Source organism: Parasedimentitalea nitratireducens (assembly GCF_057444295.1).
Window position 1 is genome coordinate 1,000,276 of the sequence record NZ_JBYAXC010000001.1, and the last position, 23,516, is coordinate 1,023,791.

Here is a 23,516-nt window from a genome sequence, read left to right on the forward strand (position 1 = left end):
GTTTCGCTGGTTCCTGCCTCTGCGCTCTTTACAATAGGCCCAACAGTCACGCAAAACCATGGTCATGGCCTATAGACGATCAACGACACGCGGGTTCAAGAGAACCGCCAGTTTGCTCAACGAGCAGATACGCAAAACCGGTGAAAGCCGGGGCTTTGCGGTGTCGCGGCTATTGACCCATTGGGCCGAGATCGCGGGTGAGGAGATTGCCGCCATCGCCCGGCCCGTGAACGTTGGCTATGGTCGTGGTGGATTTGGCGCCACGCTGACGGTGCTGACCACCGGTGCCCAAGCGCCGATGCTAGAGATGCAAAAGGAGCGCCTTAGGGAAAAAGTGAACGCGGTCTATGGCTATAATGCCATATCCAAGGTGCGGATTACCCAGACCGCTCCTACCGGGTTTGCCGATGGCCAGGTTGAATTCCAATATGCGCCCGTTGAACGGGCCAAGCCTAAACCCGATCAGCAGGCGGTGGCCGAAGCGGCCAAAGCAGCGACCGGGGTGGAAAGTGATGATTTGCGCCAAGCGCTTGAGCGGTTGGGGCAGAATGTATTGAGCAAGAATAAAACCCAAGGAAAGGGGACTGAATGACCCGACTTATGTATGGTGCCTTTGCTGCGGTTGCAGTGGTTGCGGGGGGCTATGCCCTGATGGGGTCGAACACCCCTGGTACCGTTGCCGAGCTTCCGTTTGTAAGTGCCGCCACTGCACAAGAGGCCGCTGAGGTGGATACCTCGGCCATCACTGAAATGGTGATGGGGGCCGAGGATGCGCCGGTGACGCTGATTGAATATGCGTCGTATACCTGCCCGCATTGCGCCAATTTTCATGCTGGGCCGTACAAGCAGCTCAAGGCTGATTATATCGATACCGGTAAGGTGAAGTTCATCTACCGCGAGGTTTATTTTGACCGGTATGGCCTGTGGGCGTCGATGATTGCTCGCTGTGGTGGCCCCGAAAAGTTCTTTGGCATTTCTGACTTGATCTACAAGGGGCAATCAGATTGGAGCCGCGCTGGCGGAGCTTCTGAAATTGTGGACGAGCTGCGCAAGATTGGACGCTTGGCCGGACTTGAGAATGAACAACTCGAAGCCTGCCTGCAGGATGGTGCCAAGGCGCAGACATTGGTGAGCTGGTATCAAGAGAATGCTGAAGAGCACGGCATTCAATCCACTCCGTCATTTGTTCTGAATGGGACAACAATAACTAATCAATCCTATGATGCCTTCAGCGCGCTGATCGACGCTGAACTGGAAGGTTGATTTTGTTGCGCCCGCTGATTTTTGCGGGCGCAATCCCTACGGTGGCGGAGCAGCTGCTTTTAACATCACCCGCAATTCCTCATCCTGAGATATCTGCAACCGGACGGGCAGGGTAATCACCTTGCTACGAAAGGATTCGGGCAGGCGTACGGCGTCTTTTTCGGTTGTGACCAGCTGTGCGCCCAGCAGTTTTGCCTCAGCTTCAAGGCGGGTCATGAGGGCTTGAGAGAGGGCCTGATGGTCGTCCAGCGCCTCGGCCCGGCGGATGTCTGCGCCTAGGCTGCGTAGGGTGTCAAAAAACTTTTGCGGATGGCCAATGCCTGCAAAGGCGAGCACTTTGGTGCCGTCCCAGGGCATGCCGGTTTCAAGGGTTTTCAGTTCTCCGGTGAAATGTGGCAGCCCCAGTAGATCATTGTTTTGAGCAGAAAAGTTCGCCTGTGCTTTGGCTGAACCCAGTGACAGAACCAGATCAGCGCGTTGCAGGCCAACCGAAACGGGTTCTCGTAGAGGCCCTGCCGGAAGGCAACGACCATTGCCAAACCCGCGCTGGGCATCCACCACGATCAGAGAAAGGTCTTTGGTTACGGCCGGATTTTGAAACCCGTCATCCAGAACAATGACCGTTGCGCCCGCTTCGGCCGCAGCGCGCGCACCTGCTGCGCGGTCACGAGCCACCCAAACCTCGGCAAAAGCCGCGAGCAGCAGGGGTTCGTCGCCAGTGTGTTTTGCACGGTGGCGACCTGGTTCTACTGCAACCGGACCTTCCAACGAGCCGCCATAGCCACGGCTGACCACGTGGGGTTCATGCCCCATATCACGCAGCGCTTCGAGCAGCCAAATGACGGTTGGGGTTTTGCCGGTGCCACCTGCGTTGAGGTTGCCAACGCAGATTACGGGCACGCCGGGGTTAACCGGGTTTCCATTGGCAATCCGTCGTGCAGTGGCACGGCCATAGATCCAACCCAATGGGGCCAGCAACATACTGCGAATATCAAATGAGCCTGGGGACTTGTCCCAGAAGCTAGGTGGCCGCATGTTGGGCCTCCTGCAGGTCCAGCATGTCTTGAATTCTTTCCAATAAGTGATCAGTTAGCTCGGCGCCTTCGGTAACAACTTGCCAGCCTGCAACAGCCATTTCTGCGGCTTTGTCCGGGGCGGATAGCTGGATAACTTTTACGGCCAGATCGTCCTTTCCCTGAACCAATTGCGCGGCCCCTGCGTCGCTGAGGCGAGCGTACAGCTGGGTATGAGCACCGACGCCCGGACCATGCAGGATTGCGGATCCCAATGAAGCAGCATCCATTGGGTTGTGGCCACGTCCGGCTTCATCAAGCGTTCCCGCCAACAAGCTGAGAGGCGCGACGCGATACCACAATCCCAAATCTTCATCACAGGTTAGAAGGACCTGCGTGTTTTCATCCAAGTCTTCGCCAGCTTCCCAATCGGTCACACGCAGACCGCTGTCTCTGAGTTCTTCCCGGGCTGTATCCAGGTCTGAGTATTGTTCCACCGAAAGAACCAATAGCAACCGGTGCAACAGTCGTAACGCGCTGCGGTGGGCCGCAAGAATAACATCCAGCTCGCGAGGGCATGCATGTGCAGCTAACCAAACTTGTCGGCTCCCAACACTGCTCTGAACGCGGGATAACTCATCTTCATGATAGCTGGGCGGAGAGGCTGAGATTCGCAGATGCGATACTTGGCTAAGTTTGTCTGCAGAAACGCCAGCGCGACGTAACTGCACAAGCGCAGATTCGGAAGGCGAGAGAATTGCCGCGAAATTTCCAATTAGCTTGCGGCTTTGATCGGGTAGCCAGCGGCGTTTGCGGGTCGGAAGTTCGTGTGCTGTGACGTCGACCAACAAAGAACTGATCTCGTATTCGCCACATGCTCGCATCAAGTTGGGGCGTAGATTTCCACCCGTCCACAAGAGTAAATCAGGTTGCCAGTGGTCGAGAAATCGACGGATTTCAGCCGAATGGTCAGCAGGCAGTTCACCAATGGCAAGATCGCAGCTCTCGGGGGAGAGCATAGAGATCAATTCGGGTTCGCAGGTCATCAAGACCGAGAGATCGGGGCGCATTGATTTTAGCCTATGCCCAAGATCGCAGAGAGCGAGATACCGCTCGGAACTGGTGGCATGCATCCACAAAAGCTCACCCTCGGGGCGGGGCGGATGGGTGACGCCTTTGCTGTTTGTAGACTTATGCCAGGGCATCGATCGTGATGTTGGGGCAGGACGAAGACCGCGGCTCATAGAGATCAGCCCCACGAGCAAGAGTGAGGGGCCTTGCCCTCAAGCGCTAATTGGGGGTGATGCGCCATGTTGAGATCTCCAGTGTTGTTCAGTAGCCGGATCGGCAAAAAGTTACGCCTTTGGTGCATTAGGTCAAGCGTGGCCCGGGAATGCGAGCGCCTGTATCAAGGCCTCATGCAGCGTGGGGTTGGCCGCAACCACTCCGTTTAGCAGAGGCTGGGGGTTGTTGAATTTCAGCGGTGAACCGCTACGATCTGAACAGATGCCGCCAGCCTCGCGCAGGATCAGATCCCCAGCAGCGATGTCCCATTCCCAGCTGGGCCGAAGGGTCAGCATGGCGTCGAAACGACCGTCAGCTACCTTGGCCATTCGATAGGCCAGCGATGGGCGGTGGCTACGTGTAAAGGAAGGTGCGATGCCCTCGTTCCAATGATGAGCAGCCATTGCTGGACGTGCAGCTAGAACATCTGCCTCAGCAAGTGTGGTCAGGTTGGAAATGGCAATTGGCTCACCATTGCATGTCGCACCAGTTCCCTTAGTTGCAGCATAGAGTAAATCTCGTTGAGGCAAGTAGATAACGGCCGCGGTCACTTCTCCTTGCTCGGCAACAGCCAAGGCATGGGCCCAGGTTCGTGACCCTTCGACAAAGCTGCGGGTGCCGTCGATGGGGTCGATGATGAACACGCGATCTTTGGACAGGCGAGCGTCGCTGTCATCGCTTTCTTCGGACAGCCAGCCATAGTCGGGGCGGGCTTTGGGCAACATGTCCTCAAGCATCGCGTTCACCGCAAGATCAGCCTCGGTCACAGGCCCGGCGTTATCCGGTTTGTCCCAGCGCTGAGCCTCGGAACCTGTGAAAGATAGAGCGATCTTGCCTGCTTGCTGGGCGGCTTCGATCAGGAGTTCAAGGTCAGTTGCCCGCAAGAGTCATGCCTTCGATCAGCAAGGAAGGCACCACGCGCGACAGGTAGGTGCGGGCGTCGTTGGCGGGGATGATAGCCTTGAGCATATCGTGCAGGTTGCCTGCGATGGTGCATTCATTGACCGGATAGGTGATTTCACCGTTTTCCACCCAGAACCCGGATGCCCCGCGAGAATAGTCGCCGGTGTTGGGGTTGATGGTGGATCCGATCATCGAGGTCACAAGCAGGCCAGTGCCCATGCTGCGGATCAGATCCTCACGCGACTGATCACCCTGTGTCAGTTCGATATTCCAGTTCGACGGTGAGGGAACCGAGCCGATCCCACGCGCGGCGTTGCCGGTGCTTTCGAGCCCGAGTTTGCGGGCCGAGGCCAGATCAAGTGTCCAGCCCGTCAGCACACCATCCTCGACAATGGTGCGGCGGCTGGTTGCCAGCCCTTCGCCATCAAAGGGACGGGAGCCAGAAATGCGGGGACGAAAAGGGTTTTCGATGACGGACAGATTGGTTGGCAGGACTTGCTCACCCATGTTGTCCTTGAGCCAGGATGAGCCACGCGCGATGGATGCTCCGTTCACGGCAGACAGCAGATGCCCAATTAGAGACGAAGAAATGCGTTCGTCAAACAGGACCGGATAGCTGCCGGTGTCGGGTTTGCGCGCGTCCAGGCGTTCGACGGCACGGGTGCCCGCAGTGTGGCCAATCTCTTGGGCAGACCGCATGTCGCTTTGGAAGGTGCGTGAATCACCATCGTGATCGCGTTCCATCCCGGTTCCGGTGCCTGCAATACCGACGCAGGACAACGAGTGGCCGGTGCGGCGATATCCGCCCGAAAACCCGTTGGTGGCGGCCAGATGCACCGAGTGTGAACTATAAGACGCCCCGGCAGATTGCACTTGAGTGATGCCTTCAATGGCCTGACATGCGGCCTCGGCGGCCAGGGCATCGTTTTTCAGGGACTCAGGGGCAGGTTCAGGAGAGCTGTCTTCCAGCTCAAACGCCGCCAGATCCCAGCTTTGGATCAATTGCGAAGGATCGGCGAGACCCGCATAGGGATCTTCGGGGGCCTCTTTGGCCATTGCAACGGCGCGCTCGGCCATTGCGATCAGTGTTTCTGGGCGTGCGTCTGACGATGAAACCATCGCCTGTTGCTTGCCAATAAAAACCCGAAGGCCCAGATCAGTGCCTTCGGACCGTTCGGCGTGTTCCAACGCGCCTTCGCGGACTTCAATGGAAACCGCTTGTCCCTCGGCAGCCATGGCGTCGGCGCCATCGGCTCCGGCCTTTTTTGCGGCATCAATCAGAGCTTGGCAGAGCGATTCTGGAGACTGGGTCATGGGCACCTACTGAGTTGATCTAATTGAGGGGATCTGGAGAAGACTGTACCAGCGCGCACCGACAACTGCAAAGGCGACAATAGAAAAAGGGGCCACAATTCGCGGCCCCTTTTCGATCACTTATCAAAGGCGCTTATTTGATGCGCTGACCGTTGGCTAGCACCTGACCATCTTCGGTGACTTCAATGTTGGATGTCATGGTGTCATCACTTTCGCCAGGAACGGTGAACATTCCCATCATCATGCGCGCGCCCATGGCGTCGCTGTCGGACATCAGGCCCATCTCGATCAGTTTGTCGATCAAGCCGTTGGCACCCGAGATTTGAACGTCTGCTGCGCCCGATGGGGCTGGCATACCGCCAAAGCTGACGAGATCATCGTTGTTGAAGGCAAAATCGCCAGTTGCGGACAGGTTTGCACCCGCAGCCGAGACCTGGAGATCATTGATTGTTACTTCGTTCAGCTGCGCAGGAACATCACCATGTGACAATTGCGCCATTTCGGTAAAGTTCAACAGGTCCTGAAGCAGGGTGGTTTTACCGGTCAGGTTCATTGCCAGCGTTGCCGCATCGCGAGGCAGTACTTGGGCCGGGTCAAACATGCCCCAAACACCTTCGCCAAGTTTGATGCCCTCAAATCCAAATGCCATGGTGAAGTCTTGCGGTTCTTCGGACATGGAGACTGGGATGCGGAAATCTCCGGTCATGCGGCCGAAGCTTCCGTCAATAGCGATTGGCAGGCCTGCGTTGATCTGGAAATCAAAGGCAACATCAGAACCGTCAGCAGTAAGCTGAACGCCGTCAGCATTTGCAGAAACAACACTATTAGATGATCCGGTTGTCATCGTTTGTGATGAAACTTCGCTACCGTCCAATTCTACAGTTTTGTTGGACGTGCTTCCACCATAGGTGCCGTTGCCTTTTATCGTTAGGCCCTGATGCAGTGCTGCTGCCAGATTCATGATCGACATACCACCGGTTGGCAAAGTGATGGTCGAGTCGTGGACCATACCTTCGTAAGATCCGGTTGTGGTGGAAACACTGCCGTTAGCGTCTTCGAGTTTCATCGAATAACGAATCGCTGAAGTTTCAGATTGTCCGGCAAGCGTAATAAGGTCTCCGAGTGCGAGGCGACTGGACCCCTTCATTGCATCGCCTGACCCAGTAATCATGGAGCTGACAATGTCGGCACCTTCCGCTGCATTTATGATCAGGTCGGAAATTTCGAATTTGAACCCGTCCATGGCATATGCGTAAGTGATGTCATCAGGATTTCCCGAGGCCACCATTTCGGCGTTGTTGTAGTTGATAAGCAGTTCGACGGCTTCGGCTTCTATTGCTGGCTGCAATCCGGACATTGTAAAACCATATGTCTGCGGGCCATTCAGATCCATTGAAACGGTGCCGTCCCCGTTCTCGGTGTAAGATAGCGTGGGATAGAGAACAACGAACGCGAGCTCATCGCCCGGAAGGGCAATCTGTAATTTAGTGTCGGAGAACTCGACGTTGTTGCCATCGCGATTAATTGTCGCCGTCAGTTCACCACCAATTGACTGAGCAAGCGTCTGATAGCTGTTCCAGATGTCGTCTGCGGTAATGTCTGCCAATGCAGGTGCGGCGGTCAGGGCTGCAAAGCTAACAGACAGCAGGGCGGTGGAGTTCTTGAACCTCATGAAAAGCCTTTCAAATCGTTTGGTCAGAATGGGTTACAGGGAACTAAGCCGCTAAGCCGCGGAATTTCAACCACAAGTCGCAAAAAAAGGCCGCCTCCCTAGGGGGAAACGGCCTCAACTTTTCGCAATTTCAACGCTTATTTGATGCGTTGACCGTTGGCCAATATCTGACCATCGCCGGTGATTTCCAGTTTGGAATCAAGCGTATCCTCGCCTTCACCCGGAACTGCCAGCATGCCAATCATCATCCGCGCGCCCATGGCGTCGCTGTCGGACATCAGGCCCATCTGGATCAGCTTGTCCATCAAGCCGTTGGCACCCACCAGTTTCAGGCTGGCGCTGCCGGTTGGGGCAGGCAGGCCATCAAAGCTGACAAGATCTTCGTTGTTGAAGGTGAAATCGCCGTTTCCGGTTAGTTTGGCTCCTGCGGCTGAAACCTGGATCTGATTGATGGTCAGTGCGTTTAGCTCGCCCGGCTCTTGCTCACCCATATCAACGGCGTCAATGGCTTCGGGGTCGAACAGATCAAACAGCAGTTTACCCTTGCCGGACATATCTACAACGATAGTGGCTGGATCGTGCGGTAGAACGCCGGTTGGATCAACCATACCCCACAGCATGTCTGGAACAGCAAAATCGCGCAGAGTCAGACCAAGGGAGAAGTCCTGCTCGGTATCCGACTTGGAGATCGGCATTGCCAGCTTGGCACCATATTCGGCCAGGTTCAGTGAAACCGGGAAGGGCAGGTCGCTGCTGGTCACATTGATTGCTGTAGCCATCTGCGACAGGTCATATGACAGCTGCCCGTTGCCCATAGCGACCGCGATCTTGCCACCTTCGGATGAGGTTTCCAGGCCAAAGCTATCACTACCACCAACACCAGACATTGACGCATTGCCTGCGGTGTAAGCAAAGGCGCCGTCAAAGGCGAAACCTGAGGCAAGCATTGCGGTGATATCGGCAAAATCCAGTCCCATCGGGATGGAGCTGGTGCCGCCAAAGCTTAGCCCTTGCAACGTGCCCTTGGCCGAGCCACCATCGCTGCCGCCGGGTTCCTTGGCTCCAAAATCATAGTTCAGCGAGGCTGCTGTCATGTTTTGGTCATAGCTGCGCACGTCACCTACGATCATGTTGGTCTTGGTGACAACATCCGTGAGTGAGATGGTGGCCTTGACCATACCTTCGGGCATGGCTTCGCCGTCGGCCATGACTTTACCCAGAGCGACTTGGACCAGAGGTGATGCATAATCATAGGTCATGTTCGAGGCATCGCCGGACACCAGCATTGGGCTGCCGTCATGTGTATAGATCAGCTCACCCGTGCCTTCGTCGCCATCACCACTAAAGCTGACGGTGATCGGGAACTCTTTGGGGAATATAACGTTGACGGTGCCGTCGCCGTTCTCGGCAAACTGAATTTCCGGCAGTGTCATACCAATGGTGGCGTCCTCTTCGGGGATCGCTATCTTCATAGAAACATCTGAGACTGTGAGCGTACCGCCAGACAGATTTTCGGCGCCACCTACGTCATAGCCAGTGCCAGACAGATAAGACTTCCAATCATCCCAAACTTCTTGGGCGCTAAGATCGGCCATCGCCCCCTGTGCAGAAAGGGCAAAAACAAACGCTGCACTGTAACCACGTGCGAGGAAAACTGACATAAGACAACCTTTCTTTTTAATCGGTGGGACTATGCTCGGCAGTTAGCTATTCTGGGTCAAGGGTCCAGATGTCTGACTGTTCCCCGTTTACATATTACCACGAAATTGAAGTCGTGAGCTGGAGATTAAATTCATGGAATTCAAGGGGAAGACTGTCATCATCACGGGTGCCAGCCGGGGAATCGGGGCTGAGGCTGGCCGGGTGTTTGCGGCAGCGGGGGCCAATGTGGCCTTGCTGGCAAGGAGCTTGGACAGTCTGGAAGAGCTGGCGGCAGAGATCGGCGATAATGCGCTGGCGATTGCCTGTGATGTTGCTGACTATGCCTCGGTCGAGGCTGCGGTACAGCAAACCGTTGAAAAATTTGGTGGCGTTGATGTTCTGATCAACAACGCCGGAGCGCTGAAACCCATTGGCCCCATGGTCGAGGCAGAACCGGATGATTGGGGTAAGGTCATCGATATCAACGTCAAAGGCGTGTTCAACGGAATGCGTGCGGCTGTACCGTTAATGAAGGCCGCGGGTGGTGGCTCGGTGCTGACGGTCAGTTCTGGCGCAGCCCATAACCCGCTCGAAGGGTGGGGTGCCTATTGCACCTCTAAGGCGGGCGCGGCGATGCTGACCCGGGCATTGGACCTTGAAGAACGTGGCAATGGTATTCGCGCCATGGGCTTGTCTCCGGGCACGGTTGCCACGCAGATGCAACGGGACATCAAGGCCAGCGGCATCAACAAGGTCAGTGAGCTGAACTGGGAAGATCACGTTCCAGCGGATTGGCCTGCTCGGACGTTGTTGTGGATGTGTTCGACCGAAGCGGACGAGTATGTTGGTAGCGAAATAGCGTTGCGGGATGAAGAGATCCGCCAACGGGTTGGCTTGAAGTGATTGACCTGAAGATCGAAGAGTCCGGGCTGTGGATGGTGACGCTCAACCGCCCGGAAAAGGCCAATGCTCTGACGGCTGAGATGCTGCAAGAGCTGCTGTATATCGCCCAGCGTGCTGTTGCTGCTCGCGGGTTTATCCTGACGGGTGCAGGCAAAGTATTCAGTGCTGGGGCTGATCTTGAGGCAGCAGCTGCGGGGCTTGCGACCTCGTCGCTGTGGGAGGAGCTGTCAGCAGCCATCGCTGCGATTCCCTGCCTGTCGGTGGCAGCGCTGAACGGGACGCTTGCTGGCGGTGCAAATGGCATGGCGCTGGCCTGCGATATGCGCATAGCGATTCCCAGTGCTAAAGTGTTTTATCCAGTGATGAAGCTGGGCTATCTGCCACAGCCATCAGACGTCAAACGCATGTCTACTTTGATTGGCCCGGCACGCACTAAGTTGGTGTTAGGCGGAGGTCAGAAGATTTCAGCGCAGCAGGCATATGAATACGGTCTGATCGAATGGATTGTGGAGCCGCAGGACTTGATGCCGACTGCGCGTGACCTTATGGCAGATTCGCTTGCGGCGAAACCGGAGATTGCACAGCGAATATTGAAGATGTGTCGGGAAAGCTGATCCAAGTTCTCCCGCCCGTCGTTGGCCTTCTGTCGAAGGCGCGCCTCTCGTTGGGCGTTGCACCGCGCAAGCGCGGTGCAACGCCCAAGGCCGCCAAGGGGATTGGCGCAGCCAAATCACCTGCGGGCGCGGGAGCGCTACGAGACTGGATCAGTGCTGGCGTAGCTTGCCGAGGATTCGTGAGCAGAATTCGAGCGGGCGTTTTGCGACCCAAGTGACAAATTTGGCAAGCCGGGGGGAGTGCGCAGTGTTTCGATCTGATGGTAATTGCGTGCCAGTTCGGCCTCGGTCAGCGTGGCTTGGATCTCGCGGTGGCAGATGTCATGCAGCCGAACCACAGGCCGACCCTTGCCTCCCTTCAGTTTTGGCATCAGATGGTGGAGGCTTTGTGGCACGCCCTTGAGAATTGGGCGCTGGCAGAGTGGACAGATCGGATCGGACATGGCGGGGCTCGAATGCGCCGTAATTCAGCGCTGACAAGGGGGCTATATGCCGGAAAAATTTGATGCGGTGGTTGTTGGGGCTGGGCCCGCTGGCTTGATGGCTGCAGCAATGCTGGCGCGCGCAGGGCGCAGTGTTCTTGTATGTGAGGCCAAGCCCTCGGTTGCGCGTAAGCTGCTGATGGCGGGGAAGTCTGGACTGAACCTGACCAAAGATGAGCCGCTTGACGAGTTGATCCGGCATTATGGCGAGGCTGCTGACTGGCTGGCCCCGATGATCCGTGAGTTTGATGCGCAAGCGGTGCAGGACTGGGCAAGAGGGTTGGGATCTGAGCTGTTTACCGGTTCTACCGGGCGGGTTTTTCCGACGGTCATGAAGGCATCGCCCCTGTTGCGGGCTTGGTTGGCCGAATTGGACGGACTAGGTGTGCAGCGACGGACACGGTGGCGGTGGACCGGCTGGCAGGATGGCGTGCTGGTCTTTGATACGCCTGAAGGCAAGCAGTGTTTTACAGCGCGGGCAACCGTTTTGGCCATGGGGGGTGCCAGCTGGGCGCGGCTTGGGTCGGACGGGCAGTGGGCCGAGGTCCTCGCAGGGCAAGGGATCGTTCTATCCCCGTTCAAAGCTGCAAACGCCGGGCTGATGGTTGAATGGTCCGACCATATGAAACCGCAGTTTGGTGCACCGCTCAAAGGTATCGCTTTGCAGGCGGGATCGTTGTCGTCACGTGGTGAGGCGGTGATTTCCGAACGCGGGCTAGAGGGCGGGGGTATCTATGCGATCTGTGCTGCCGTTCGTGAAGGCGCGGGTCTGACGCTGGATTTGTTGCCGGATTTGTCCGCTGCCGAGGTGTCGCGCCGACTGTCCAAACCGCGTGGCAAGGCGAGCCAGACCAATCATCTGCGCAAGGCGCTGAAACTGGATCCGGCACGGATTGCGCTGTTGCAGGAGTTTGGGCGTCCCCTATCGCAGAACCCCGAAGAATTGGCGCAGGTGATCAAGGCTTTGCCGGTTAAACACGCGGGGCTGCGGCCAATGGACGAGGCGATTTCGACCGCGGGCGGGGTGGTCCGTGCGTCACTGGATGATGGTTTGATGTTAAAGCAGATGCCGGGTGTGTTTTGTGCCGGAGAGATGTTGGACTGGGAAGCGCCTACGGGTGGCTATCTGTTGACTGGATGTCTGGCAACCGGGCGCTGGGCTGGGCGAGCTGCGGCGCAGTATTTACAAGAGTTCGGGGAGGGCGATTGATGCAAACCTTTGGCCCGAACGACAGCTCGGGCCGCGCCTGACCTTCCCCGCAGGAAGGCGCTTCTCGCCTCCCCAAGGTCAGTCATGCCCCTAGTCGATCAACTCTCTAAGTAAGCCATTGCTCGTTTGAACGCCGGACGTTCGCGCATGTCTCGGGCATACCCACGCATTGTCTGATCCTCGACCGGAAAACTGGCAACCAACGACCAGTTCAGACAGTGGGTGGCGACAATATCTGCGATGGTGAAGCTGTTACCCATCAGGAACGGCCCGTCGAACTGTTTGCCTTGCCGCGCCAGGTTGCGTGCGAACTCCCATTTCAGGCTGTCCTTTACCGCAGGCACGCGTTTGTCTTCGGGCAGAATGAAGCTGTGACGTGCGGCGGTCCACAGCACCGCGTCAAATTCATCCAGCCACAGGTTGGTCATCGCATCCTGCTTGGCCCGGTCGATTGTGCCGGGGGATGCGGTCATTTTGCCGTGTTTGTCCGCCAGATAGCTGAGAATGGCCATCGAATCGGTCAGCACTTCGCCACCGTCCACCAGAATTGGAACCTTGCCCGAGGTATTCAGCGCACGCACATCTGGATGGTGCGGCGTGACATTGAACAACTCATAGGGCTCGCCCAGCTCCTCCAGCATCCACAACACACGAAATGCCCGGCTTTTGACGGCTCCGTAAAGTTTGTACATTCTGATCCCTCGAACTGTTTCAGCGCCACAATGAAAGTTGTGACGCCAAGGTCAAGGGGTCAGCGGGCGCGGCTAAGCATGGCGAGCCGGATCAGGGCACGCTCCATCAGCGCAAGGGCAGGGGCCGTTTGTCCGGCCGATCGCAGCTGAAGATCGGTATCGGTCAGCAACGTTAGCGCAGTTTCCAACCGGTCAACGCCCCAGCCTTGGGCCTGTCGCAGCACCCGATCCCGACGTTTGCCATATAGGGGGGGGCGTAGCCGCCCGATTCCCTGTGAGGCACCACCGGGGTAAGAGGCGCAGGTATAAAGCGTGCGAAAATGGCGGGTAGCGCCAATACAGAGCGTGACCGCATTGGTGCCCTGCGATTGCAGGCGACGAATCAAGGGTCCAATCTCGCCGCTGCGACCCTCGGCCACCACGTTCAACACATCGTCCAGTGCCGCCTCGGTCGATTGTGGGGCTACGGCGTCGATATCTTCCAGTGTCAGTGGACTGGTGTCGCCGTGTTTGTACAGCGCCAGCTTTTCGATCATCCGCGAGAAGTCGCCTGGCCCGATGTCATTGGCGATGTCCGTCAGGGCCGACATGCTGTCGCCAGGCACATCGCGAATCGAGGCCTCACCTAGGATACGTTCAATTTCGGCGCGTGAGGGTGGGTCGTCGTATATGCCAACGGCATAGGCGTTGCGATGACCTTCGAACCCTTTGCGCAGTTTTGATGTGGCCTTGAGCTGACCGCCCGTAACCATGATTTGGGCATCGCCGGGTTGCCATTCTTCGAGTGCTGCCAGAATGGCGGGGGCAGCCTGATCATTGGCATCTTCAACAAACACAGCGCGGATGCCGGGGAAAAAGCCCACTGCCTTGACCGCATCGAGCAGTTGCGCCGGGTCTTTGCGCAATCCACCGGCTGGCATTCGGGTCAGGCGCATCTCTTCTTCGGCGTTGGGGCCCAACAAGGCCGCCAGCATTTGTTGACGTTTCAACGCCACCCGCATCGCATCGCCGCCATAGATCAGTATTCCGGTTTTATCCGGTTCTGGACGGGCAAAATACCCTTCGGCGTCGCGCGGGCTTAGTTTCATGCGGGAGGGATCACGGAAGGATCGGTCGACAGGTCAGCAGTCGACAGAATGCGCGTGTTGATCTGATCCGCCAGAATCACCATCAAGCGCCGATGTGCATCCCGCTCACTTGCTAGGGTTTCCACGGTGGAGCCGGTGGCAGAATAACCGGTAAAGGCTTCTTCGTTGCCGCTGGCAACAACTTTACCATCAGACAGACGGGTCAGGGTGTAGCTGGCCTTGCCTAGAATGGAATAGCGGGTGATCTGGCTGTCTTCGGTAATCGCTTGACCCTCATCGCGGGTGCTCAGTGTCAGGTCCAACTGAAAGGCACCCGCACCTGCACGGCCCAAGCGCTGCTCTAGATTCTTGACCAGAAGATACGAATTCACTTCGCTGGTGGACGGAATATCGTCGGGCGCCTGAATTGTGATCTGACCATACAGCGCATCACCCGTGCCGCCAGGCGCATGCACTGGGGTAAAGCCGCAGGCTGCCAGCGCCACAGGCGCCAGCAGGGTGAGCAGGGTTCTGCGATCAAGCAACGACATTCACGATACGTCCGGGCACAACAATCACCTTTTTGGGCGCATTGCCATTCAACGCCTTTTGCACAGCTTCGGTTGCCAGCGCGATTTTTTCAACCTCGGCCTTGTCCATATCCTTGGGTACGCTGATTTCAGCGCGGCGTTTGCCGTTGATCTGGATTGGCATGGTAACAGTGCTTTCAACCAACATTGATTCGTCCACTGCGGGCCAAGTGGCCAGCGCAACCAGGCCTTCGCCGCCCTGATGTGCCCAGATATCCTCGGCCAAGTGCGGGGTCATTGGTGACATCAGCTGGGCCAGTGTCATAACGGCCTGCTTTTGAACCGCCGCGCTGGCCTTGGACTTGGCCAGAGTATTGGTAAAGGCATAGAGCTTGGCAATCGCGGCATTGAAGCCAAAGGCATCAACGCCCAGCGTCACGTCGCGAATGGCCTTATGCATCTCGCGCAGCAGATCCTCATCACCTTGCCCCTTGGCAGCAGGATCCATAGCGCCGATTTTATCACACAGGTTCCAGACGCGGTTCAGGTGCTTGTAGGATGCCTCGGCCCCCGAAGCAGTCCATTCAACATCACGCTCGGGTGGAGAATCGGACAGCACGAACCAGCGTGCGGTGTCGGCACCATAGGACGAGATGATGGCCAGTGGGTCGACCACGTTGTTTTTCGACTTCGACATTTTGGCCGAAGGAATCACTTTGACCTTTTCGCCAGTTTCTTTGACGAAGACGCCACCATCGCGCTCTTCGACTTCGGCCGGGTAGTGATAAAGCGTGCGTCCGTTGTCGTCTTTGCGTTCTGCGTTTTCAAAGATCGCGTGAGTCACCATGCCCTGAGTAAACAGTGCATCAAAGGGCTCTTTGGCGCTTTCTGGCAGGTGACCGCAGATCTGCATCGCACGGGCAAAGAAGCGCGAGTACAGCAGGTGCAGAATCGCGTGTTCGATGCCGCCGATGTACTGATCAACGTTCATCCAATACTCGGCCTCGGCCATATCGGTCGGGGTTTCGGCACGCGGAGCGGTGAAACGGGCGAAATACCAGGACGAATCAACAAAGGTGTCCATGGTGTCGGTTTCGCGCTGGGCTGGCTTGCCACAGGACGGGCAGGCGCAGTCACGCCAGCTGGGGTGACGGTCCAGCGGGTTGCCGGGAACCGAGAAATCAATTGCCTTGCCTTCTTCGTCATAGGGCAGGGCGATCGGCAGGTTTTCTTTCTTTTCCGGAACCACACCGCAGTCATCGCAATGAACGACAGGAATCGGCGCGCCCCAATAGCGTTGCCGTGACAGGCCCCAGTCACGCAGGCGGAACTTGGTGACACCCGTGCCCCAGCCAGCTTTCTCGGCAAAATCGACGGTAGCGTTGATTGCTTCTTCGCCTGTGGCTTCGTCCAGTCCAGCAAAGTGGTCGACCCAGCGAACTTTCTCGGACTTGGTTGGCACAAAGGCTTCGTTTGCTACTGGAGTATCATTGTCGAGCGCAAAGAAGGTGTCGACCACTGGCAGGTTATACTTGCGGCAGAAGTCCAGATCGCGCTGGTCGTGGGCTGGGCAGGCAAAGATCGCGCCGGTGCCGTAGTCCATCAGGATAAAGTTGGCGATCCAGATGGGAAGCTCCGCGCCAGTCAGCGGGTGCTTGGCCTTGATACCGGTGTCATACCCCAGCTTTTCAGCGGTCTCGATGGCCTCTTCGGTGGTGCCACCCTTGCGGCATTCTGCAACGAATTCAGCAACTTCAGTCGATTCGGCTTCCAATGCCTTGGCAATGGGGTGATCGGGTGAGATGCCGACAAAAGATGCACCGTTCAGGGTGTCCGGACGTGTGGTGTAGACCTCAATCGGTTCGCCGCCATCGGTGCGTTCAAACGCGAACTGCAAACCGCGTGACTTACCGATCCAGTTTTCCTGCATCAGGCGTACTTTGGCAGGCCAGTTGTCCAACCCGTCGAGTGCTTCGAGCAGTTCCTCGGAGTAATCCGAGATCTTGAAGAACCACTGGGTCAGCTCGCGCCGTTCAACCAAAGCTCCTGAACGCCAGCCGCGACCGTTTTCAACCTGTTCGTTTGCCAGAACGGTCATGTCGACCGGGTCCCAGTTCACAACGGCGTTCTTGCGGTAAACCAAACCTTTTTCAAGGAAATCAAGGAACAACGCCTGTTGCTGGCCATAGTAGTCTTCGTCACAGGTGGCGAACATGCGCGACCAGTCCAGCGACAGCCCCAGTGGCTTCATCTGCTCGACCATTGTGTCGATATTGGCGTAGGTCCAGTCCTTGGGGTGCCCGCCCGATGCCATGGCAGCGTTTTCAGCTGGCATGCCAAAAGCGTCAAACCCCATGGGGTGCAGCACGTTGTGGCCGGTGGACATCTTATAGCGCGCGACAACGTCGCCCATGGTGTAATTACGCACATGTCCCATGTGCAGCTTGCCTGATGGATACGGGAACATCTCGAGCACATAGTACTTCGGCTTATCCGCCGTACGTTTGGCTTGGAAAATCCCGGCCTTATCCCAGGCCTCTTGCCATTTTGCTTCGATTTCGGAGGCTGAGTAGCGCGACATCAGTGCGGTCCTTTGAATAAAAACGCCGGGTCAAGACCCGGCGCTGTCATACTGATTTTCTTAGTCATGATCCAGTGGTCAGTCGGATCACAGTTTTTTGTCGGCGATCCGTAGCTGCCGTGCCCGCGACAATATGGCGTCCTCTATCGCACGGGTTGTGCTGGCGTTAACGGGTCCGTTTTGTGAGTGCAGAGATACGTTCAACGACCGTGCATCCAAGGCAGGGTCTTTGATATGAACGGTTGCACGGTAGGATTGGCCGCCCCCCGGTGGTGTCCCATATCCGGTCACAATCACACCGGTAAAGGGATCAACAGATTGAACGGGGAGAAAGTTCAGTACATCCAGTGACGCCGTCCACAGGTAGCGATTCACCTGAACGGTTTGCTCGGCGTCGTTGGGGCCAAAAAGGTCGAATAATGAAGAACCTTCAGTGAATTCCGGGTCGGATGGATTTCCGCCAACCACATTTTCGTTGTAGGTTGAGGCACCATCGCTGCCATTACCCTTGAACATGCCACAGCCGCCAATTGCGGTCAGCAGTGAAAACAGTCCAATAATCTTGAGCCAGCGCATAATAGGCAGTTCCGTTACTTAGGTCGGTTGGGCAGTAGTCCTAGCCAAGGGATCGTGTTGCAACAAGTCTATTCTTTAAGAGAAGCATCTATGTGTAGGGCAGGTCAGGTGCCAAGCGTTAAGATACTGTGACATCCTTGCACCAACTTTAGCGTGAAAAGAATGGTGCTTTACCTGCCCCTTGCACCAAGACCCCAAAAAGAGCGAAACGAGGACCGTACTCAGACATGTGCCATTTGGTGCTTGTTTGAGAGAAATCTAAACCCGAGGGAAAAAGATTATGAAAAAGATTCTCTTCGCTTCTACTGCGCTGGTTGCAACCGCAGGCATGGCAGCAGCTGACATCAACTTCGGCGGTTACGGCCGTTTTGGTATTTCGTACAGCGAAAACGCTGGTACCGCAGGTACAGCTACTACTAACGGTACTTCCGACACCATCATCGTAAGCCGTTTCCGTATGAACATCGACGGCGATGCAACCACCGACGGCGGCGTACGCTTCTCGGCTCGTGTTCGTCTGCAGGCTGACGAAGTTTCCGGCGGTACAACTCGCGGCGAAGCCGGCGCAGCTGGCCTGAACGGCGCTCGTTTCTCGGTTGAGTACGAAGGTCTGCGTGTTGACGTAGGTAACGTTGCTGGTGCGATCGACAACCTGCCTAACTACTACGGTGAAGAGCCAGGCCTGGAATACTTCGTAGGTCAGTACGCTGCTGTAGACTATAGCTTCCTGGGCTACTCGTCCGGTGGCGCAGGCTCGAACGGCGTTTACGCTCGTTACGCTGCTGGTGACTTCGCAGTTGCTGCTTCCTACGACCAAGCTGCTGGTGGCACCGCCACTGCAACTACTGGCGACCGTTGGGACATCCACGCTGCTTACACATTCGGCAACATCACAGCTGCTCTGGCATATGGTGAAACTGACACCACAGTTAAAACAGACATGACTGTTCTGACACTGGGCGGTTCCTGGGGTGCATTCACTGGTACTCTGATGGTTGGTGACGAAACTACTGGTTCCGTTGCAACTGGCGACACTTTCTACGGTGTTTCGGGTGCTTACGACGTATCTTCGGCTACAACCATTGGCTTCACCTACGGTGACGGCTCCGGTACAGGCGATGCACAGCAGTACGGCATCGGTGTTAACCACGACCTGGGCGGCGGTGTCTCCCTGCGTGGCGGTATCGGCAACACAAAAGTTGGTGGTGTATCCACAACACGTGCCGACTTCGGTGCTCGCTTCAACTTCTAAGTTGAGCTGAACCACACGGTTCTTTGGGCGGTCTCTTCTGAGGCCGCCCTTTTCTTTTGTGCATAAACAGTGTTTGTCTGCCCCAAACAGATATGAGGGCCGAAATGTCACTGGATGAAATCAAATCCCGCATTGCCAAAGCCGAAGCTGAAGCCGGACGTGAGCCGGGCTCGGTAACACTGATCGCGGTGTCCAAGGTGCAGCCAAACGAGCGGGTCGCGGCGGTACTAGAGCAGGGCTATCGGTGTTTTGGTGAAAACCGGGTGCAAGAGGCGGCGGGCAAGTGGCCTGACTTTATGCAGCAATATGATGGTGTTGATCTGCATCTGATCGGCCCGCTGCAAACCAACAAGGCGCGCCAGGCGATGGAACTGTGTCACGCCATTCACGCGGTTGACCGTCCCAAACTGGCGAAAAATCTGGCACGGCTGGCGCAGGAACTGGGGCATTGCCCGGATCTGTTCATTCAGGTGAATACAGGCGAGGAAGAGCAAAAAGCCGGGATCATGCCAGCCGAGGCCGATGACTTTATCACGGAATGCAGGGCTTTGGATCTGCCGATCAAAGGTTTGATGTGCATCCCGCCGGTTGATGAGGAGGCCGCACTGCATTTTGCCCTGCTTGCCAAGATTGCCAAGCGCAACGGGCTAGAAGGCCTGTCGATGGGAATGAGCAGTGATTTCGAAAAGGCGATTGCGCTGGGAGCGACCCATGTGCGGGTTGGGTCCGCTATTTTTGGGGCACGAGGCTACTAACCTAATTCCGGGACAATAACCCTTGTTCCGGGCTGAACCTGGGTTGCCAGCCAATGCAGGTCTGATCGGCTAAAAGCGATGCAGCCCTCGGTTGGATAACCGGGGCGTCGCCATTGGTGAATGAATATGGCGGATCCCTGGCCCGGCTGCGCGTTGGGCCAGTTCCAATCCAATATCAGAACCAGATCATACAGCGGATCACTACGGCGCAGTTTCTCGTGGCTGAACCCGTAAGGCGCTCGGACATGTTGGTTATAGGCGATGTCTTTTACATCATCCGACCACAGATCACCGGGGCCAATGGGCTCGGCCCAGTCTGCCGGGCAAGGGAGACGGTCGGGGCGATACAGCATCCCGACGATATGATGGATGCCCACAGGCGTGGCCCCGTCACCTTCGCATTTGGCTGCTGAGATCCCACATTTGCCAATCGAACAGGGCAAAAAGCGTCCAGCAAACCGTATCCCACGTGGGGTTAGAACCAGATCAGCTGGGCTCACAGCATGTGCCCCGATTTACGTGCCTTGGTCGCCAGATAGTCACGGTTAAAGGTGTTTTCTCCAACTTGCAGCGGCACCCGCTCAGTTACCTTGATACCTGTATGTTCCATCATGGCGATCTTTTTTGGGTTGTTGGTCAGCAGCCTGACTTGGCCAAAACCCAGTTTGCTCAGGATTTCGGAACCAATGCGAAAATCGCGTTCATCGTCCTCAAAGCCCAGTCGATGATTGGCCTCAACTGTGTCAAACCCTTGATCTTGTAGTGAATAAGCGCGCATTTTATTGGCTAGGCCGATACCGCGACCTTCTTGGTTCAGATAGAGCAACACGCCCGAACCCTCGGCACCCATTTGGGCCAAAGCGCCACGCAGTTGTGGGCCGCAGTCACATTTCAAAGATCCCAGGACATCGCCGGTGAAACAGGCCGAATGCAGCCGCGCAAGCACTGGTGCATTACGGTCAGGGCGGCCAATTTCGATTGCATAATGCTCTTCGTTGCCGTCTTCGGGTCGGAAGATATGCAACCGGCCGATGCCTGCGGCCTCCACTGGCAGGCGCGCAGCCGCAACGGGATGCAATGGTGAACTCTGGTCCAACAAAGGTTCAGCGGCAGTTCGGTCGATCAGGGTCAGACCATGGTCACCAGCGAAAAGCTTTGCCTTATCGATTGAAACCAATAGGGCAGCGGGCAGCAGGCGGGCAGATTTCACCAGTGCAATTGCAAGTCGGTGAAGCTCGGTATCTCCATCGCGTAAACAGTTAAATGGCCCCTTCATGGGGGAATTTAGATCATCCGCTGGATCTGCAAGCGCCTGAACCCATTCAAGGTCTGCACTGCTGGGTAAGGAAATGCGCGCGATGTCACCGTCATAAACCCGAGCTTTGAGCGTTTCAGCTCTGCGAGCGGTTAGCGCCAGTGACACCGCTCCTAAGCCTCGCAGATCTGCCAGCCGCTGAGGGGTCAGGCATTCGGCTGCTATCGCTAGGACGGCACCGCCATCGCCGGTCAGCACCACCGGCAATCCCATACGCAGATCAACTCGGGCTCGGGCCAGCAGCTCGATCATTGAGGGCATCAGACTCATCAGCGTTTCTCGACCTGTGGTGAAACATAAACAGGCTTTACCTATGCCCAATTACAAGGAAAGTGAAACAATTCCCGCGCAGGGTACACGTGCGCGTGAGAGGGTTGCAGCATATCTTGCTGTTTCGGTTTGCGGCACTCATGTGTGAGACAACAGGACAGGAGGGTTTCCCGATGGCACAACTTAAGAAAATACTGCTGGTCGACGATGACGAAGACCTGCGCGAGGCGCTAAGCGAGCAGCTGGTGATGACCGAAGACTTTGACGTGTTCGAGGCGGACAACGGCCAAGGCGCGATGGAGCGTGCCAAGGAAGCGCTGTATGATCTGATCATTCTGGACGTTGGCCTACCGGATACCGATGGCCGTGAGTTGTGCCGCCTGATGCGTAAACAGGGCGTTAAAGCCCCAATTCTGATGCTCACTGGCCATGACAGCGACGCCGATACCATTCTTGGTCTCGACGCTGGTGCCAATGACTATGTCTCTAAGCCGTTCAAGTTCCCAGTTCTGTTAGCCCGGATCCGCGCCCAGTTGCGTCAGCATGAACAGTCGGAAGATGCGGTTTTTGCGCTTGGCCCGTATACTTTCAAACCGGCGATGAAAGTTTTGATGACCGAGGACGATCGCAAGATTCGTCTGACCGAGAAAGAGACCAACATACTCAAGTTCCTGTACCGCTCGAACGATGGTGTGGTGGCGCGCGAGGTGCTGCTGCACGAGGTTTGGGGCTACAACGCGGGTGTCACAACCCACACGCTGGAAACACATATCTATCGTTTGCGGCAGAAAATTGAGCCAGATCCATCAAATGCACGGCTATTGGTAACAGAATCCGGCGGATATCGGCTGGTTGCCTGACAATTTTCGTGTCGAGGTGTTTAAAAAGGCAAATGTAGACATACTTATTAATTAACAGACCCCGCGCATATCCGGGTTACGATATGCACCTCCCTGTTGGACTTGGCCGGGCCTAGTGCCCGGCCTTTTTTTGTTTTGACCTTAGCGATTTAGAACGCGCAGGCGGCTTTCAAACTCACCACGATCTACGTAGCATCCATGCAGGTGACGAAACCCTGTTTGCGGATCAAAGGCCTCGCGCCCGTGCAGAACCCGACGGTTGTCAAAGACTACCATTTCACCAGCTTTGAGCTTGAGTGTCACCAAATAGGCAGGATCACGGGTCATGATCATGAATTGGCGATAGGCACGGTAGTAGCGCACCATTAAAGTTGGCTCCAAATCCAGCACATCAGCAATATGCGCGTTAAAGCAAACTTCGATGACTTGACCATCTTCGTCCAGATTGATCACCTTTTTACGGCTTCGGATGTCGGTATCTTCATCATGAAACCGGAATGGAACTGAGATCGTAGAGAGCAGTTCAAATGCTTCTGGATCCGTCTCTCGCAGGTCATGCGCAATGGCATAGCCGTCACAGAACAGCGAGCCGCCGCCCTGCGCTTCGTTGGCTAGGCAATGTAGAAACTGGAAACCGGGCGGTAATTCCTGATTGGTCAGATCGGTGTGCAGTGGCAGTGCAACCGAGGTATAGGCCAGATTGTTAGGGTTGGGTTTTGACTGCACCTCAAATGTGCGGCCAAAATTGGTTTCGCGCAGGAACCCGATGCGACGTGCGACATCCATGCCTGCCTCTGTGCTGTCAGCGAGACCTTCGACAATGGAAAACCCAATTCTTTGGGTGTCCACCAGCCAATCACGCAGGGCTGCATCCGATTGCAGGACGTCGCTGGCCTCGGCCCGAGGAACTCCAGAAGCTCCAAGTGGGCTACGCCAGATTTCAAAACCGGTATAAGCCGAGTCATGTGCCCGTTGACCGGGGCTGCGCGTGCGTAACCAGTCCATATCGAAGGCGCTGATGGTATCGTCACCAGCCCACAAGATTGTCAGGGTTTTGTCATCAGCTTCGATTTTGACTGGGGCAACATCAAGGGTAAGGGCGGTCAGATCGCCAGTCCGTTCCTGAGTTTGCGGGTGAAAGGCTGCCGGATCGTTGTCGCGCAGCCAGATGTAAGGGAAATCGGCACTGGTGCCGTCCTGCCAGTCAATGTGGACCATAGCAGTATCGTGACGCAAAGATGCGTTGCTCATTTGGATATCTCCAAAGTGGAATGTGTTTAGGGAATCACGGTCAGGGCCTCAGCCCTGCGGTGCGGACT

Annotated in this window: 22 protein-coding genes and 1 pseudogene; 8 read left to right on the plus strand and 15 right to left on the minus strand. The window is 56.4% G+C overall.

What is annotated here, in order from left to right:
• The first annotated feature begins 64 nt into the window (after nt 1–64).
• Together AC2T28_RS05045 and AC2T28_RS05050 are read left to right on the plus strand one after the other, a co-directional pair.
• A complete protein-coding gene (locus AC2T28_RS05045) occupies nt 65–592 on the plus strand; it encodes a DUF721 domain-containing protein (RefSeq protein WP_486747846.1) in 528 nt (175 codons plus the stop codon).
• Complete coding sequence (locus tag AC2T28_RS05050) at nt 589–1,263, plus strand: DsbA family protein (RefSeq protein ID WP_486747847.1); 675 nt, start codon at nt 589–591, stop codon at nt 1,261–1,263. Before AC2T28_RS05045 ends, AC2T28_RS05050 begins: the two co-directional genes overlap by 4 nt.
• A gap of 36 nt (nt 1,264–1,299) precedes the next feature.
• Here AC2T28_RS05050 and lpxK read toward each other — a convergent pair whose 3' ends face one another.
• From lpxK to AC2T28_RS05080, 6 genes are all read right to left on the minus strand, one after another.
• Entirely contained in the window at nt 1,300–2,298 is a 999-nt protein-coding gene (lpxK, locus tag AC2T28_RS05055; protein WP_486747848.1) for a tetraacyldisaccharide 4'-kinase, read from the minus strand.
• Nucleotides 2,285–3,520 carry a 3-deoxy-D-manno-octulosonic acid transferase gene (locus tag AC2T28_RS05060; protein WP_486747849.1) on the minus strand — a complete coding sequence of 412 codons (1,236 nt, stop codon included), beginning with the start codon at nt 3,518–3,520 and terminating at the stop codon, nt 2,285–2,287. Before AC2T28_RS05060 ends, lpxK begins: the two co-directional genes overlap by 14 nt.
• 132 nt (nt 3,521–3,652) lie before the next feature.
• Nucleotides 3,653–4,444, minus strand: coding sequence for an inositol monophosphatase family protein (locus tag AC2T28_RS05065; RefSeq protein WP_486747850.1), 792 nt, complete (start codon nt 4,442–4,444; stop codon nt 3,653–3,655).
• A complete protein-coding gene (locus AC2T28_RS05070; RefSeq protein WP_486747851.1) occupies nt 4,431–5,777 on the minus strand; it encodes a TldD/PmbA family protein in 1,347 nt (448 codons plus the stop codon). Before AC2T28_RS05070 ends, AC2T28_RS05065 begins: the two co-directional genes overlap by 14 nt.
• Before the next feature lie 133 nt (nt 5,778–5,910).
• Entirely contained in the window at nt 5,911–7,449 is a 1,539-nt protein-coding gene (locus AC2T28_RS05075) for a DUF2125 domain-containing protein (RefSeq protein ID WP_486747852.1), read from the minus strand.
• Nucleotides 7,450–7,586: 137 nt separating this feature from the next.
• Nucleotides 7,587–9,044, minus strand: a complete 1,458-nt coding sequence (locus AC2T28_RS05080) for a DUF2125 domain-containing protein (RefSeq protein ID WP_486747853.1) — start codon at nt 9,042–9,044, stop codon at nt 7,587–7,589.
• Between the two features lie 199 nt (nt 9,045–9,243).
• Here AC2T28_RS05080 and AC2T28_RS05085 point away from each other — a divergent pair, with 199 nt between their 5' ends.
• Both AC2T28_RS05085 and AC2T28_RS05090 read left to right on the plus strand, forming a co-directional pair.
• A complete protein-coding gene (locus tag AC2T28_RS05085; RefSeq protein WP_486747854.1) occupies nt 9,244–9,993 on the plus strand; it encodes an SDR family oxidoreductase in 750 nt (249 codons plus the stop codon).
• Nucleotides 9,990–10,607 carry an enoyl-CoA hydratase/isomerase family protein gene (locus AC2T28_RS05090; protein WP_486747855.1) on the plus strand — a complete coding sequence of 206 codons (618 nt, stop codon included), beginning with the start codon at nt 9,990–9,992 and terminating at the stop codon, nt 10,605–10,607. The genes AC2T28_RS05085 and AC2T28_RS05090 overlap by 4 nt, the downstream gene beginning before the upstream one ends.
• Before the next feature lie 150 nt (nt 10,608–10,757).
• On the opposite strand, the pseudogene AC2T28_RS05095 reads toward AC2T28_RS05090, so the two are convergent.
• Nucleotides 10,758–11,050: pseudogene (locus AC2T28_RS05095) on the minus strand (HNH endonuclease).
• Nucleotides 11,051–11,096: 46 nt separating this feature from the next.
• On the opposite strand from AC2T28_RS05095, the gene AC2T28_RS05100 reads away from it, so the two are divergent.
• Nucleotides 11,097–12,299 (plus strand): TIGR03862 family flavoprotein, encoded by a 1,203-nt coding sequence (locus AC2T28_RS05100; protein ID WP_486747856.1) that lies wholly within the window; start codon nt 11,097–11,099, stop codon nt 12,297–12,299.
• A 98-nt stretch (nt 12,300–12,397) separates the two neighbouring features.
• Here the strand turns inward: AC2T28_RS05100 and AC2T28_RS05105 are convergent, their stop codons facing one another.
• From AC2T28_RS05105 to AC2T28_RS05125, 5 genes are all read right to left on the minus strand, one after another.
• The gene (locus AC2T28_RS05105; protein WP_486747857.1) at nt 12,398–12,991 is read right to left on the minus strand and encodes a glutathione S-transferase family protein; all 594 of its coding nucleotides are present in this window, start codon (nt 12,989–12,991) and stop codon (nt 12,398–12,400) included.
• 59 nt (nt 12,992–13,050) lie between these two features.
• Entirely contained in the window at nt 13,051–14,079 is a 1,029-nt protein-coding gene (gene holA / locus AC2T28_RS05110) for a DNA polymerase III subunit delta (protein ID WP_486747858.1), read from the minus strand.
• Entirely contained in the window at nt 14,076–14,609 is a 534-nt protein-coding gene (lptE, locus tag AC2T28_RS05115; RefSeq protein WP_486747859.1) for an LPS assembly lipoprotein LptE, read from the minus strand. Before lptE ends, holA begins: the two co-directional genes overlap by 4 nt.
• Complete coding sequence (leuS, locus tag AC2T28_RS05120) at nt 14,596–17,169, minus strand: leucine--tRNA ligase (RefSeq protein WP_486747860.1); 2,574 nt, start codon at nt 17,167–17,169, stop codon at nt 14,596–14,598. The genes lptE and leuS overlap by 14 nt, the downstream gene beginning before the upstream one ends.
• An 87-nt stretch (nt 17,170–17,256) precedes the next feature.
• Nucleotides 17,257–17,745: a DUF3576 domain-containing protein gene (locus tag AC2T28_RS05125; RefSeq protein WP_486747861.1), complete on the minus strand. Its 489-nt coding sequence runs from the start codon at nt 17,743–17,745 to the stop codon at nt 17,257–17,259.
• 280 nt (nt 17,746–18,025) lie between these two features.
• On the opposite strand from AC2T28_RS05125, the gene AC2T28_RS05130 reads away from it, so the two are divergent.
• Together AC2T28_RS05130 and AC2T28_RS05135 are read left to right on the plus strand one after the other, a co-directional pair.
• Nucleotides 18,026–18,997, plus strand: coding sequence for a porin (locus AC2T28_RS05130; protein ID WP_486747862.1), 972 nt, complete (start codon nt 18,026–18,028; stop codon nt 18,995–18,997).
• A 104-nt stretch (nt 18,998–19,101) separates the two neighbouring features.
• The gene (locus AC2T28_RS05135) at nt 19,102–19,752 is read left to right on the plus strand and encodes a YggS family pyridoxal phosphate-dependent enzyme (RefSeq protein WP_486747863.1); all 651 of its coding nucleotides are present in this window, start codon (nt 19,102–19,104) and stop codon (nt 19,750–19,752) included.
• Here the strand turns inward: AC2T28_RS05135 and AC2T28_RS05140 are convergent.
• Together AC2T28_RS05140 and ribA are read right to left on the minus strand one after the other, a co-directional pair.
• Nucleotides 19,749–20,252 carry a L,D-transpeptidase family protein gene (locus AC2T28_RS05140; protein WP_486747864.1) on the minus strand — a complete coding sequence of 168 codons (504 nt, stop codon included), beginning with the start codon at nt 20,250–20,252 and terminating at the stop codon, nt 19,749–19,751. The two genes, AC2T28_RS05135 and AC2T28_RS05140, sit on opposite strands and share 4 nt — an antisense overlap.
• Complete coding sequence (gene ribA, locus AC2T28_RS05145; RefSeq protein WP_486747865.1) at nt 20,249–21,337, minus strand: GTP cyclohydrolase II; 1,089 nt, start codon at nt 21,335–21,337, stop codon at nt 20,249–20,251. Before ribA ends, AC2T28_RS05140 begins: the two co-directional genes overlap by 4 nt.
• A 173-nt stretch (nt 21,338–21,510) precedes the next feature.
• On the opposite strand from ribA, the gene AC2T28_RS05150 reads away from it, so the two are divergent.
• On the plus strand, nt 21,511–22,197 hold the full coding sequence (locus AC2T28_RS05150) for a response regulator transcription factor (protein WP_486747866.1): 687 nt from the start codon (nt 21,511–21,513) through the stop codon (nt 22,195–22,197).
• A gap of 141 nt (nt 22,198–22,338) precedes the next feature.
• On the opposite strand, the gene AC2T28_RS05155 is transcribed toward AC2T28_RS05150, so the two are convergent.
• Nucleotides 22,339–23,448 (minus strand): TauD/TfdA family dioxygenase, encoded by a 1,110-nt coding sequence (locus AC2T28_RS05155; protein WP_486747867.1) that lies wholly within the window; start codon nt 23,446–23,448, stop codon nt 22,339–22,341.
• Between the last annotated feature and the right edge of the window lie 68 nt (nt 23,449–23,516).

Coding starts and splice junctions, on each gene's coding strand:
- AC2T28_RS05135 (WP_486747863.1), top strand. CDS start 19,102: ATGTCACTGGATGAAATCAAATCCCGCATTGCCAAAGCCGAAGCTGAA.
- AC2T28_RS05070 (WP_486747851.1), bottom strand. CDS start 5,777: ATGACCCAGTCTCCAGAATCGCTCTGCCAAGCTCTGATTGATGCCGCA.
- AC2T28_RS05100 (WP_486747856.1), top strand. CDS start 11,097: ATGCCGGAAAAATTTGATGCGGTGGTTGTTGGGGCTGGGCCCGCTGGC.
- AC2T28_RS05060 (WP_486747849.1), bottom strand. CDS start 3,520: ATGAGCCGCGGTCTTCGTCCTGCCCCAACATCACGATCGATGCCCTGG.
- AC2T28_RS05150 (WP_486747866.1), top strand. CDS start 21,511: ATGGCACAACTTAAGAAAATACTGCTGGTCGACGATGACGAAGACCTG.
- AC2T28_RS05050 (WP_486747847.1), top strand. CDS start 589: ATGACCCGACTTATGTATGGTGCCTTTGCTGCGGTTGCAGTGGTTGCG.
- ribA (WP_486747865.1), bottom strand. CDS start 21,337: ATGAGTCTGATGCCCTCAATGATCGAGCTGCTGGCCCGAGCCCGAGTT.
- holA (WP_486747858.1), bottom strand. CDS start 14,079: ATGAAACTAAGCCCGCGCGACGCCGAAGGGTATTTTGCCCGTCCAGAA.
- leuS (WP_486747860.1), bottom strand. CDS start 17,169: ATGTCGCGCTACTCAGCCTCCGAAATCGAAGCAAAATGGCAAGAGGCC.
- lpxK (WP_486747848.1), bottom strand. CDS start 2,298: ATGCGGCCACCTAGCTTCTGGGACAAGTCCCCAGGCTCATTTGATATT.
- AC2T28_RS05085 (WP_486747854.1), top strand. CDS start 9,244: ATGGAATTCAAGGGGAAGACTGTCATCATCACGGGTGCCAGCCGGGGA.
- AC2T28_RS05105 (WP_486747857.1), bottom strand. CDS start 12,991: ATGTACAAACTTTACGGAGCCGTCAAAAGCCGGGCATTTCGTGTGTTG.
- AC2T28_RS05125 (WP_486747861.1), bottom strand. CDS start 17,745: ATGCGCTGGCTCAAGATTATTGGACTGTTTTCACTGCTGACCGCAATT.
- AC2T28_RS05080 (WP_486747853.1), bottom strand. CDS start 9,044: ATGGCCGATCTTAGCGCCCAAGAAGTTTGGGATGATTGGAAGTCTTAT.
- AC2T28_RS05155 (WP_486747867.1), bottom strand. CDS start 23,448: ATGAGCAACGCATCTTTGCGTCACGATACTGCTATGGTCCACATTGAC.
- AC2T28_RS05130 (WP_486747862.1), top strand. CDS start 18,026: ATGAAAAAGATTCTCTTCGCTTCTACTGCGCTGGTTGCAACCGCAGGC.
- lptE (WP_486747859.1), bottom strand. CDS start 14,609: ATGTCGTTGCTTGATCGCAGAACCCTGCTCACCCTGCTGGCGCCTGTG.
- AC2T28_RS05075 (WP_486747852.1), bottom strand. CDS start 7,449: ATGAGGTTCAAGAACTCCACCGCCCTGCTGTCTGTTAGCTTTGCAGCC.
- AC2T28_RS05045 (WP_486747846.1), top strand. CDS start 65: ATGGCCTATAGACGATCAACGACACGCGGGTTCAAGAGAACCGCCAGT.